General features: G+C 33.3%; 11 protein-coding genes. All 11 read left to right on the plus strand.

The window, feature by feature from the left end; genetic code table 11:
- The first annotated feature begins 14 nt into the window (after positions 1 to 14).
- The 11 genes from RBG61_RS06400 (at position 15) to RBG61_RS06450 (ending at position 14108) form a co-directional block, all read left to right on the plus strand.
- Positions 15 to 3380, plus strand: a complete 3366-nt coding sequence (locus tag RBG61_RS06400; RefSeq protein ID WP_307946887.1) for a DUF3991 domain-containing protein — start codon at positions 15 to 17, stop codon at positions 3378 to 3380.
- A gap of 109 nt (positions 3381 to 3489) precedes the next feature.
- Complete coding sequence (locus RBG61_RS06405) at positions 3490 to 4932, plus strand: IS1182 family transposase (protein WP_307942466.1); 1443 nt, start codon at positions 3490 to 3492, stop codon at positions 4930 to 4932.
- A 192-nt stretch (positions 4933 to 5124) separates the two neighbouring features.
- Positions 5125 to 5574 carry a hypothetical protein gene (locus tag RBG61_RS06410; RefSeq protein WP_307946890.1) on the plus strand — a complete coding sequence of 150 codons (450 nt, stop codon included), beginning with the start codon at positions 5125 to 5127 and terminating at the stop codon, positions 5572 to 5574.
- 29 nt (positions 5575 to 5603) lie between these two features.
- Complete coding sequence (locus RBG61_RS06415) at positions 5604 to 5777, plus strand: hypothetical protein (protein ID WP_307946893.1); 174 nt, start codon at positions 5604 to 5606, stop codon at positions 5775 to 5777.
- A 60-nt stretch (positions 5778 to 5837) separates the two neighbouring features.
- Positions 5838 to 9536, plus strand: coding sequence for a MobP3 family relaxase (gene mobP3, locus RBG61_RS06420; protein ID WP_307946895.1), 3699 nt, complete (start codon positions 5838 to 5840; stop codon positions 9534 to 9536).
- A gap of 2 nt (positions 9537 to 9538) precedes the next feature.
- Entirely contained in the window at positions 9539 to 11674 is a 2136-nt protein-coding gene (locus RBG61_RS06425; RefSeq protein WP_307946899.1) for a VirD4-like conjugal transfer protein, CD1115 family, read from the plus strand.
- Positions 11675 to 11731: 57 nt separating this feature from the next.
- Positions 11732 to 12103, plus strand: coding sequence for a hypothetical protein (locus RBG61_RS06430; protein WP_307946901.1), 372 nt, complete (start codon positions 11732 to 11734; stop codon positions 12101 to 12103).
- Positions 12104 to 12118: 15 nt separating this feature from the next.
- Positions 12119 to 12952: a conjugal transfer protein TrbL family protein gene (locus tag RBG61_RS06435; RefSeq protein WP_307946902.1), complete on the plus strand. Its 834-nt coding sequence runs from the start codon at positions 12119 to 12121 to the stop codon at positions 12950 to 12952.
- A gap of 10 nt (positions 12953 to 12962) precedes the next feature.
- Entirely contained in the window at positions 12963 to 13178 is a 216-nt protein-coding gene (locus RBG61_RS06440; protein ID WP_307946904.1) for a hypothetical protein, read from the plus strand.
- A gap of 11 nt (positions 13179 to 13189) precedes the next feature.
- Positions 13190 to 13510: a hypothetical protein gene (locus RBG61_RS06445; protein WP_307946907.1), complete on the plus strand. Its 321-nt coding sequence runs from the start codon at positions 13190 to 13192 to the stop codon at positions 13508 to 13510.
- Between the two features lies 1 nt (position 13511).
- Positions 13512 to 14108, plus strand: coding sequence for a hypothetical protein (locus RBG61_RS06450; protein WP_307946909.1), 597 nt, complete (start codon positions 13512 to 13514; stop codon positions 14106 to 14108).
- Positions 14109 to 14110: the final 2 nt, after the last annotated feature.

Here is a 14110-nt window from a genome sequence, read left to right on the forward strand (position 1 = left end):
AAGGAGATGTCTTTATGGACAGCAACTACATGAAAGAGCAACTCAAACAAAAATACCCTTTGTTAAATCAAAACAAAGGGTATTTTATATTGGATGAAACCAAGGATATAGCTGTTGCTTTTTCCCCTACTGCTCCGGATAAAATGGTCATTTGGGACAGAGATTATGATGGTAATGGTTATAATACTGGACGATATGGTTCATCAATCGAGTTGGAAAAATGGGAAGAATTAAAGCAAGATGGTATCGATGTTGATAAGGTACAGGGTATTTTATCTGATATAGGTTATACAGACTTTGTTTATGAAAAACCTTTTTATATGAAACTACAGTATTGGAACATAAGCGGTATCGCAGTAACTGAATATTATAATAGTCCAGAAAGGTTTAACAAAGCTGTAGAGCGTTGTGACAAAGATGGAATCCCATATGAAGTGACTGAGGTAGATAAAGACGAATTTGATTATGAAACAATGGCAGCATTTCAAGGCATAAAAGTAGACGGACATGTTGGGACATGGTCTGCAATTGATAAAACTAAGTCTGCAGGAGAAATGTTCTACTTAATGGAACATGATACTTATGGCGATGAAACTGCTAGTGTTATTATCAATACCAAAGGTGAGCTTTGCTGTGATAATATTTGGAACGGGTTTAACGATGAAACTTTCATTGATTATATTGAAAATACCTTTCTCTCAAAAGAAAAAGAAACCGTTACCCCACCCTCTTCCAATCAAACAAATCGACAAAATACTTTAAGATCTATCGTAACTCAAACATACGAATCTGATCCCAATACACACCTTATTACTAATACTCATACACGAACTGCCAATGAAGTGTTTGATGAATTAAAACAACATATAAACAATTATAAACTTAGCAATATTATTGATTATTCTTCACTATCGTGGAATCTTGAAGAAACAAATCTTCCATCTGATTGCTCTTTTTTATGTAAAACTGATTTTGGCGGTAGCGAAGGTATCTATATTGATATAAAAATGGAGTTTGAACGGGATAATCAATTTGTTACACAACAATTTGCTACAATAAAAACTCTTGAGGCTTCGCCAAACGCATTCATGAATATGTCTATGCTTGCTGCCGAATGTCAGCTATTGCTTAACGGTAACGGTCGTGTGTATGAATTTACTCAAGAACAAAACAACGAATCACAACAGCAACCAGTAATTGATCCAAACCGTAAAACTGTTTATGTATGTTCACCGCTTGCAGGCGAGATTGAAGCTAACATTCGCAAAGCAAGGGAGTTTAGTAAGTATGTAGCCAAACAAGGTGCTACTCCAATCGCCCCTCATATTACAGAATTATTCAATGATCAGATTCCAGAGGAAAGAGAAATGGGACTAGCCTTAGGAATCGATTATCTAAGAAAATCTGATGAATTATGGGTGTTTGGTGATAGGGTTTCACAAGGTATGGCAAATGAAATAAAAATAGCTCAAGATGAATTACATATTCCTATTTTTCATGTCAACGAAATGACGTTTGAAAAAGTCCCATACGATGAATGGACTTCAATCAAACTTGAATTTTACCATAATCAAAATAAAGCAATTTCAGATTTACCTAATTTATTTCAATTGGGGGTATCTGGTGAGGGAAGAAAATTTGAAAGGAAGGATGATATGACAAAGCCGAAAGCCCCTACTGATAAAAAGGAAAACTTCACTCGTGACCAGTTGGATCGTGCAAAGCAAGTTGACTTATTTAATTACGTTTCTAATCGTTATCAAATAAAGCCACATGGCGGAAAAGCTTATAAACTTATTGAAGGTGACCATGACAGTGTAGTAATCTTTCCAAACACAAACTCTTGGTTTGACTTTGCAAATGCTGTTGGTGGAGATACTGTTTCCTTTCTTGTACAACATGAAGGAAAAGGTTACGTTGATGCTGTTAAGGAACTTATAAACGAAACATTCAACCCACAAAAATTAGTGCAGCGAAGTAAAGAAAATAAGCAAAATAAAGAAAGAGTTATGTTACCAGAAAAAGCTGAAAATAATAAAATGGTTTGGGCATATCTATTAAAAACAAGAGGTCTTGATCGTGATATTGTCTACGATTGCATTAAAAATGGAAGTATATATCAAAGTAATGAAGTTATAAAAAAAGGGTCTGATGAATTTACTTTTAATAATTGTGTCTTTGTAGGATTTGATAAAGAAAACAATCCTCGATATGCAAGTAAACGAAGCATCCATGATATCTATGGATGTAAGCCAGTTAAGCAGGATTATGAGAATTCAGAGAAACAATATGGGTTTGTTCTTGAAGGATACGAAAGCGCAGATTGGTTGACAGTGTGTGAATCTCCAATAGAAGCAATTAGTTTTGCAACCTTAAGAAAAATAAATGGTGAGGATTATAAAAAAGAACACATTTTAAGTATAGGTGGAATGTCTTTTACTCCTATTGACGAATTTTTATTAAATCATCCAAATATTAATACTATTAATATTGCATTAAACAATGACTCTCAAGCAGTTAATCAGTTTGGTGAACCAGATAATCACGGTGTTAAGAGGGGACAAAAACTAATTGATAAATATTCTCAATTAGGTTATCAAGTTTTAGAAAGTTATCCTAAAGCCAAAGATTATAATCTTGAACTTAAGTTAACTTTACAACGAAACAATCAACCTATTATCAAAGTTCCAGAGCAAGCACTTAATAATAAACGTAGCTATATGCATCTAACTGAAACTAAACAACTTGATAAAAACATAGTGAAGGAATGGTTAGATAAAGGCAACATTTATCAAGCTGACCATGAGAAAAAAGATGAAAATGGAAATATAAAGACAGTATCTAATACAGTCTTTGTTCAACGTGATAAAAATGGTATTCCTATCTACGCTATATCAGTAAACTATAATCAAAGCAAGGATCGTGCGGATTTTAGAATTGAATACAAAAATGAAGAACAAGCAAGATGTTATCTATCACAAGAGGTTGATTCTAACGACTTGCTTGTTTTTAATAATCCTATTTCTATGCTAACTCACATGACTTACTTAAAAGAGAGTGGTAAAGAAAATAAGAACAATTATCTATGCTGTATGTCAAACTATACGAAAGCTGTTCAACATTTTATCAGTAGCCATCCAAAGATTAAAAATGTCAAAGTTATGCTTGACCAATCTAAATCCCTCAATCCTCAAACTAATCAACTCGTTGATTATCGTGACTTCACCTTTAAAAAAATAAAGAAAACTATTGCTAACAAAAGCATATCTGTAACTACTAAGTATCCAAAAGGTATTGATTTAAACAAAGACTTGGCAGCTATGAAAGAAGCGAAAAGCAAAAATAAGTCACAAGAAAACGGTATCGAAAAAGAACGATAAATAGTATTACGATTGTAATACTATTCCAGCTTGTAGAAAAAGTCCCCTAAATTTGATGATTTAGGGGACTTTTGACGCGAAAAATGGTATAATTAAATAGGGTGATTAAATGTTAGTTAAAGCTAAAAAAGACCGAACACAAGTAGAGTTTTTGTGCTTAGAAGAATTTATTCCAGCAGAACATTTGCTTAGAAAAATAGATAGTGCAGTGGATTTCTGTCATATATATGATTTCGTAGAGGATTTGTATTGTAAAGATAATGGAAGACCAAGCATAGACCCAGTAGTACTAATCAAAATGGTCTTAATACAACATTTGTATGGAATAAGTTCGTTGCGCAAATTGGTAGAAGAAGTACAAATGAACTGTGCATATCGTTGGTTTTTAGGATATTTAATGACAGAACAAATACCTCACTTTACAACAATAAGTTATGCCTTTAAACATAGATTTAACGAGAATACTATTGCATGCATTTTCAACTGGATATTGAATGAAATCAATGATATGGGATATCTTGACCCAGAGGTGGTATTTGTAGATGGAACCCATATAAAAGCAAATGCAAATATAAAAAAGGTTGTAAAGAAATCAATCCCCGTAGCAGCAAAACATTATGAGAAACAACTAATGGACGAAATCAATAAAGATAGAGAAGAACATAAAAAAAAGCCATTTGACGATACAAAGCCACCTAAAATAGAAGAAAAAATCATCAATGAATCAACCACTGACCCTGAAAGCGGTGTATTTCATAAAGGAGAGCATAAGAAATGCCTTGCTTATGAAGCACATACAGCTTGTGACAAAAAAGGCTACATTGTAGATGTTCATGTAACAGCAGGCAATGTACATGACAGCGTAGCATTCGATGATTTGTATGATAAATTAAAAGAAAACCACCCCGAAATCCAAACAATAGTGGCAGATAGTGCCTACAATACTCCCTATATTGCAAAAAGACTTATAGATGATGGAAAAGATTTATTAGTACCATATCGTAGACCAATGACAAAACAAGGCTTTTTTAAGAAATATGATTTTTCATATGATGAATATTTTGACTGTGTAGTATGTCCAAACAATAAAGTTTTACACTATTCCACCACGAATAGAGAAGGATACAAAGAATTTAAAAGCAATCCAAACGACTGTAAAATCTGTGGGTTTCGTTACAAATGCACTGAAAGTAAAGAATTCCAGAAACAATACACAGTTCATGTTTGGCATGAGTACTTAGAGCAAGTTTCAGATATTCGTTATGCAATAAAATACAAAGATCTTTATGCACAGCGAAAAGAAACGATTGAGCGAGTTTTTGCTGATGCGAAAGAAAAATACGCAATGCGTTATACACCTTATCGAGGTCTTGCCCAAGTAACAAACTGGGTTAGGCTTAAATTTGCGTGCATGAACCTTAAAAAGCTGGCAATACATAAGTGGAGGGTGAACTCTCCTTTTTGTATCCTTTCCACTTTTTTCAAATTTTCAACCATATATTCAAAAGCCCGACTTTGGTTACGCCAAAATCGGGCTTTTTCTTCAGACTGAAATAGTATTACGATTGTAATACTATTCTACTCCCCGTAATACCAGTTAAAGCCTGTGGCTTTAAGCTGTTCCAAGTCGTCGGTAAGACGACTATTCCTGCCTTCCCACTAGTGTGGGGAGGTAACGGGGCGTTGCCCCTTTTGTGTAGGGCGCCTGCCCTACACCCGGTACTAATAAAATAAAAAGAAGGAAGTGACTACTATTAGCGATCTAATACCAATTTGTTTTAAGGTCGATAAAGAAACTGATAATACTTTAAATTCATTGGTTGCAAAAAAAGGTGGTAACAAGTCAGAAATGGTTCGCCGTTTGGTTAACATCGGCTTAGAAAAAGAACTAGCAAAAGAGAGCATTGATTTTGTTAGGGACCAAATAAACGAGGAAATCAAATCAACTTGTTTTCCTCAATTTGAACGGGTTGCAAAACTTAACGCTAAAATAGGTTATCAAAGTGTTGCAAATTTTTACTTGCTTGCTTACATCATGGATAGTATTTTACCGCCTACTAAACATAAAGAGTTTGAAGAAATAAAGCGTAATGCAAAAGCAATGGCAATTGCTTATTTAAAACTTACTCCAGAAGAGTTTGATGATTTTATGAAGAGCGAAACAATTGCTCTTGATATGCTAGATCTAAAATGATATATTAAAAAGAAAAGGAGCGATTTTAAATGCCAGAAGCAACAAATTATTATACACCTACAGAAGACGACATTGCTTATGTAGATGAAATGGCAACATTCTACAACATACCTCGTGAGGAAGCGTTAGAACGGTTTTTATCTGGTAATATTGAAGGTAATGAACTTACTGAAGATGAAATAGCTGAGCTCGAAGAACAATAATATAACGTGGAAAAGGGATAGAGAAATCTATCCCTTTATCTATTGGAAAGGAGCATACTAATGAGCAGGGTAGTATTTAAGCAATGGATTTATAAACCGAATAAAAAAGGAACACCTAAGGCAATATCACGAATGTTAGAATACATTGCTACTCGCCCTGGTGTTGAATTAGGAAACTTAAATTTAAATCAAGAACTCAAAAGTATAGATAGCGATACACAATTTGAAAAGGAATTATATGTTCAATACATTGCAACCCGCCCTGGCGTTGCGACGGATGAACAACCTCATGGTTTGTTTGGCCGATTATCAAATATGGACGAGATGGACGATATTGAAGATTTAGAATCAATAAGAGGTTATGTTGAAGATCTCGCACATTCTAAAAAGACTATCTATAATGCAATTATTTCTCTTGAAGAAAAAGATGCAATCAATAAAGAGATAACAACTAGAGATGCATGGGCAAATTTAATAAATAAAAACATCAATGATATAGCAAGAGAAATGGGTATCACTCCACGCACTCTAGAGTGGTGTGGAGCTGTTCATATGGAAAAAGGTCATCCGCACGTACACCTAATGTACTGGGATACATCACAAACAATTGGTATTAACTATATTGATCCTGAAAAATCTAATACAATTCGGAAGAAGCTAATCGATGATCTATTTCATGATGAAATAGTTTCATTACGAAAAGATAAAGACTTATTAGTAAAGCAACTAATGGAACAAATAACCGACAGCAATACTAGTTCTCTTTCTTCTGTAGTAAAAGCCATTAAGGAAAATCCTAAAGATGATTTATATGCATTATCCCAAACTTTTTCAGATATTAACTACAAAATATTAAATCGTCGTACTACCAATGAAAATGCTCCATATCTGTTCAGTCAACTCATGAATCTGAATGAACAAATAAACAAGGAGTATGAAAATGGTGCTTTTAAGTATCAATACTTACCTCAATCAGTAAAAGATACACTAGATAAAATCAGCTTATCAATTATAAAAAGTGACTCAGATATTGTAAAAACATACGAAAGCTTTTTAAATGTTTCAGCTGAACAAGCTAATATGCATGGTGGTAAAAAGAATGTAAATTACTATGTTGATAAGCAAAAAAGAAAGTTAAATCAAGATGTTGGTAATAAAATTCTAAAAGCACTAAAAGAGATTCGTGATTTACATCCATCATTGCAACATGAACAAAAGGACATTACTTTTTTTGACATTCAAGATGAGAAAAGTTTGATGAACGAAACTCCTTTGGAAACCAACATTGATCAAGAAGGCACCATTTATTACACTGGACAAATAGAAAAGCAAGAAATTGAATCAGTAAATGAAAACCCAACAGAGAAAAGCAATAGTAATCATGAACCATATGAGAAACCAAGCAGTAAGAAAAAGAAACTGGAATCTGCTGATAAGAAGTATTACGTTAATTGGAACAAAGATTTTAAGAAAGCAAAAAGTTTATTGCATGATGATCCCCCAAACTTTGATGATTCTTTGATGATCTTAAAACGTGAAGCTGAAAAAGGTAATGCTATTGCAATGTTTGATATAGCACGTTTTTATGTAGATGGATTGGGTGTTGATATTAACAACGAGGAAGCTTTTAATTGGTATGAAAAGTCACTCATTGCATTTGGCAAGATTGAAGAGAATACACCATCACCTTATGTAGAATACAAAATGGGAAAAATGTATTTATCAGCTTTAGGAACTACACAAGATTTAGAAAAAGCTAGTTTATTGTTAAGTCAATCAGCAAATAGTGGTTATAAGTATGCACAATATACTTTGGGTGGTATGTATTACCGAGGTCAAGGTGTAGAACAATCCTATGAAAAGGCGTTTGAGTTATATTCGAAATCACACGAACAAAGTTTTCCTTATGCTTCTTTTGAATTAGGTAAAATGTATCGTGATGGTGTAGGAGTTGAAATAAACCCGATTAAGGCTAATGAATGTTTTGCAGTTGCTTTTGAAGGCTTTTGTAAATTAGAAGATGAGAGCCATGATGATATGTTACAGTATCGTATCGGGAAAATGTTACTAGAAGGAATGGGGGTAGATGAAGACCGTCCCAGAGCTATTACTTATTTTGAGAAGTCAGCACAGCTTAATAATACGTTTGCACAATATCAATTAGCTAAACTTATTTTGTCCGATGAAACATCCTCTCTAGAAAAAAAGGAAGAAGCAATTCAATGGTTATCTCTTTCAGCTGATGGTGATAATCAGTTTGCTCAATATGCATTAGGTAAAATCTATATTAAAGGTAATGATGCAGAGCAAAACATTGAAAAAGGTATTTCTCTACTCACTCGATCTGCAGAACAAGACAACCAGTATGCACAATATACTTTAGGTAAGCTTTACATCGATGGCGCTGATGTAGAGCAGAATGTTGATAAAGGCATTGGTTTACTTTCTCAATCTGTAGAGCAAAGTAACCAGTATGCTCAGTATACTTTAGGTAAGCTCTACATTGAAGGAATTGTTGTTGAACAAGATTTGCAAAAAGGTATTAACCTATTTATTCAATCTGCAGAGCAAGGCAACCAATTTGCTCAGTATGCTTTAGGTAAGCTTTACATTGAAGGAGCTGATGTTGAACAAGACATTAAAAAAGGTGTGGATTTGCTCAATCAATCTGCAAAGCAAGGCAACCAGTTTGCTCAGTATGCTTTAGGTAAGCTTTACATTGAAGGAGCTGATGTTAAACAAGACATTAAAAAAGGTGTGGATTTGCTCAATCAATCTGCGGAGCAAGGCAACCAGTTTGCACAGCATATGCTAGGTAAGCTTTACATCGAAGGTACTACTACCGTGGAACAAAACATAAAGAAAGGTATCGGCTTGCTTTCTTTATCAGTAGAACAAGGCAATCAATTTGCCCAATACACGTTGGGTAAGCTTTATATCAATGGAACCGATGTAGAGCAGAATGTTAATAAAGGTATTGATTTACTTTCCCAATCTGCAGAGCAAGATAACCAATTTGCACAATATTCTTTGGGTAAATTCTATATTGAAGGAATTACTGTTCCACAGAACATTAAAAAAGGTATGGATTTTCTATTCCAATCTGCAGAGCAAGAAAATCAATTTGCTCAATATACTTTAGGTAAATTATATATTGAGGGCACTACTATTCCTCAGAACATAAAAAAGGGTATGAATTTTCTATTCCAATCTGCAGCACAAGAAAATGAATTTGCACAATACACTTTAGGTAAGCTTTACATTGATGGCACTACTGTTCCACAGAACATTAAGAAAGGTATGGATTTTCTATTCCAATCTGCAGCACAGGAAAATCAATTTGCTCAATACACTTTAGGTAAGCTTTACATCGAGGGTTCTATTGTTCCGCAAGATGTGAATAAAGGCTTATATCTACTTATTCAATCAGCAAACCAAGGAAATCAATTTGCTCAATACACACTAGGAAAACTTTATTTAGAGGGTAAGGTTGTACCATACAGCAAATTAGAAGCATTTAAATGGTTAGGAATGGCTGCACAGCAAGATAATCAATATGCATTACTTATTATGAATAGTCGTCAAGAAGAACGCATAGTACTCATTAGTTTGATGCAAGGTATACTTGACACTGTAGCTGAAAATAGCAATCGAGCCGTAACTAATAAAAATAAAAAAATAAATCGTGACATGTCAAAGGCACTTAAAGCCGAAATTATGAAAAACTTACAAGACAATTCTATTGAATGGGGTGATTAAAAATGAAAAAGCAAACGGTAGCAAAAGTTACTATGATATTTCTATTATGTATTATTTCAATGCTTTGTTCTTCGGTCCTTTCAAATTTTTTAATAATGACAATAAAGCAACGACCACAAGACGCATTTAAAATAAGTTGCTTTATGCAAAGTATATCATCAGACCAAAAACATCTGATGTTATTTTTTATTTTATCAGTAATGATAATGATTTTTCTTTGTTACATAATTTTTTGGAAACGCAGTAATGCTCATTCCAAAAGTGAAATGGTGCAAATAACACCACAAATTGAAATACCAAAACCTGCAGGTCAAAAACAATATGGCGGCGCTTGGTTTACAGATAAAGAAGAACAATATAAACTATTCTATTCAGTCAATTTATCAACAGACAACGATCTCATAGCTCAACTTATAGAAGAAGGTAAGCAAGACATAAAAGCCATTAAAAATGGTGAATACCGAGAAATACAGCCCCTGCAAATTGAAAATGAATTTGATATAGACAACGCTAGCATTCCAATATCATATGAAAAAACATCAAAAACGCAAGAACATATTCATTTAATAAAGGGTGATATTCATACAATCACATTTGGTTCAACTCGTTCTGGTAAAACAAGAACAGAAGTTATTCAGAGTATTTGCTTGCAAGGTTTAGCGGGAGTCGATATGTTTAACTCTGATCCAAAAGGTGAATTATTTGTTTATACGTTTCCTACTCTAAAAAGACTAGGATACAGTGTTTGTCCTATTGATTTTAAAAATCCTAAAAGAAGTATTCATTTTAATTTTCTTCAGTTTATCATAGATGCTGTTGATAACGCAAAGGATAAAGATGATCTATCACTAGCAACATCATATTGTTGGGATTTTGTTGACTGTTTAGTTAAAGAAACAAAATCAGATCCATTATGGTCAAATGGTGAAAAAGGATTGTTGGCGGCAGCTATCATGCAAGTAGTCTTTGATAATTCAATTAAAGGACTTCACTTACAGTATCCCGAAGCTTCTCAAGAAGAAATTAAGATATATTATGAGAACAAACATAAGCATTATCAAAATTGTACTAACTTATTTCACTATATATCAAAGATGACTACACCAAATAAAATTACAGGTAATCTTTTATTGGAAGATATCATTTCAGTTCTTCCAGATAAACACCCTTCTAAATTAATAATGGCGATACCGGGAAGTGCGCCGCCCAAAACAAGAGGTAGCTTTATTACATCAGCTCTTGCAACATTGAGATTGTTTACTGATCCTAATATTGCTGATATGACAAGTTATACCGATGATGGATTGCTCGATCCATCACAGAAAAAAGCTATTTTTATAATCTTACCCGATACGAAGCAAACATATTATCCACTGGCTAGTTTATTCACAAGTCAATATTATCAATATATTTCTTTCTATGCAGATAGAGAAGGTGGACGATTACCACGTAACTTTGAATTTAACCTCGATGAATTTGGAAACTACTCTGCTATTCCTTTCTTTGAAGGAAATTTAACTGTTGCCGGAGGTAGAGGTATTCATTTTCATTTGTATATTCAATCAAAAGAGCAATTAGTTTTAAAATATGGCAAAGAGCTAGCAGGAATTATATTAGATAGCTGTACTACCTGGATATATTTAAAATCGACAAATCCAGAAACGCTACAGCTAATTGAACAAAAACTTGGTAAGTATACTGTAATATCAACATCAGCATCAGCTTCTATGAATGATAGCGGATTCCTTTCTACAAACAATACTGGTTCTACTTCCTCATCAACACAGTTAATTGGACGTTCTTTATTAACAACCAACGAAATTGAGCGAATTAAAAGGCCTTATGTGTTGGTAATGGCAGATGGGTTACCGTCTTTAATGAAAGTACCCGACTTACATAAATGGTTTTTCAATGAAATGCTAGGACTAGGTAACGAAAAACACAATACGCTTGTTCGTAAGTTTAGAGAGAACACTCGACCTGAGCATATTATTAAACCTCTACAACTTTGGGACTTTAAAACATACATTAACAGACTTGTAGAAGTGCAACGTGAACAGGAATTAGAAGAAGCAGAGCGAGCACAACATATGAATGAAGAAATGCAAAACAATTTCAATTTTGAAGATAGTTTTTAAAGCAGTGTCAACTTGATACTGCTTTTTATATTTACATTTAAGAAAGAAGGACATGAAATGAAAAAATTTACTTGGCAGAAAAAACTATACAATCGAAAAAACAAATTAAAGAAGGCTGTTACTTCTTTATCAGTAGTAACCTTAATTGCTTTCACATTTGCACCATCTGTATTTGCAAATGCAGTTACAGAATCGAAAATTTTTAAAGGCTTTATGGATATGACGAGCGATATCATGGTTGCATTACTTATTATTGCACCTATTGTATGTGGATTGCTGTGGGCAATATTTGCACTTATTAAGAGTTGGCAAACTGAACCACACGATAAGGAAAAATGGAGTAAAGCTCAAAAGATAACAATAGTTACCCTCATTAGTGTCTTTGGAGCAAGCTCCATTATTGCCATTGTAACCTCCTACTTTAAATAAGGATGTGTTTATTAAGTGCTAGATATAATTTTAAAGTGGATATTGCAACCACTCATGAAACCTATAATCGAGTTTATTAACACAGGACTATTTACATCCGCATTTCAAAACATCTTTTTTATTGAAAGACAAATAGGTTTACCTACTGCAACTATAGATATGATGAATAACTATATCGCATACATTGCTGGACTGTTATTGACATTGAAGTTGCTCCATAAGCTATTCATTGTTTATGTAATCAAAACAGATGGCGATGCTACCGTAAAACCGATTGATTATTTGAAAAGCTATGTAAAAGGGTTAATAGTAATCTTAACATTTACAGTTGCATATGGATGGATTCACAGCATTGTATCTGATATTGCAAATACTTTATCTAAATTTGTTGGTAACAACGATTTTCCCGTGGATGCAACTGGAACAACTACATTTATTTTTTTAATAATCTATCTTATCTTAATTGTTGTAATCTACATACATTTTCTAATGAATGGTGTAAGACTTTTTATTTTACGCATGAGTATGCCATTTGCTTGTGTTGGGTTAATAGATAATGATAATGGACTATATGCAGTTTTTATGAAAAAGATATTTCAAACGTGTGCTACAATAATCGTACAAATGATATTAGTTCAAATATCCATTTTTCCTATACTTAAAATAGACAGTTCAAGTATTTATCCTATTTTAAATTATATGGTTTCAATTGCAATTGTCGCATACTGTTTAAAAGTTACACAAGATCTAAGTGAAATCTTCTTAACATCCGGTGCATCCGGTATGGGAAATAAAGCTTCTGCCCTTGGCCGAGGAGCAATGAATGCAATAAAATTTATTAAGAAATAGAGGCTTTAAAATGACAACATTAGAATGGATTATTACTGCTCTAGGCGGGGCAATCGCTGCTTTTTGTGGTGTGCGATGGGTGCTACTATCAATTGAACTATCAACAACAGAAGATAAAGCCAGTATAAAATTACAAATGAAAAACATATTGATTGTTCTTGTCATTTCTTTAATTGTTGGATTTGGTGCACCAATTAACATGATAGTAAACTATTATTTTAAATAGGGGGAATTCTTTTGGATTTATTTATACCAACAAAAATAAACAAAGATGAGAAATTTGCAAAAGGATTTGGTAAGAAGGAATTTAAGAGATTGATAGTTACTATTGCTGTGACTTTAATTTCAAGCTTTACTATTTCTATATTGGCTACTCGTTCTTTACAATTAGCAGCTATAATAGCTGTGAGCATCTGTGTCTTTGTAGGCGGTATTAGTTATTTCTTATTTGTACGAGTGGCAAACAACCTCTCAGTTTATAACTACATACAGTTAACGATAAAATTCATACGTGAGCAACAGTTTTATCGATATAAAAAACTAAAGGAGTGGAAATAAATTGCTAAAGAAAAAAGATAACGGTCCCGAAATATCAATAAATGAATATATCAATGTTGCTGATGTAAAAGGGAATTTCTTATATACAAAAGACAACTACATATTTCAATATATACGTGTACAGCCACTATCAACAACTCTTATGACTAAAGAAGAAAAGAAAATGCTTACTTCAAAAATGACTGCTGAGCTATCTCCGTTAAACACACCATTTAAAATCATTCTCTTTTCCAGACCAACTGATATATCTCAAACAATTGATTATCTAGATGGAATAAAAAGTGTTACTCAAAACCAAAGAAAAAAAGATAGCTTAGGCAAATCAATGCATTTCTTATCTGCCATGGCTACTTCAGGTGGCGTTATTGAGCGGCTAACCTATATTGCTCTTTGGTTTAATCGTTCTGAACATTCAGAAGAAGAACTATCAATGAAAACTATTGAGTTTAAAAATGCATTAGTTAATTCATCTGTAAAATGCCACATTTGTGATGAGCGTGAAATCAATGATCTGCTAAGCTTGTTTTACAATCCAATTAACGCTCAAAGCATGAGAATTGATCCATCATACACTTTTACTCTTCTCAAGGAGGTGTAGGC

It is taken from the genome of Paludicola sp. MB14-C6, assembly GCF_030908625.1.
In the GTDB taxonomy this organism is placed as follows: domain Bacteria; phylum Bacillota; class Clostridia; order Oscillospirales; family Ruminococcaceae; genus Paludihabitans.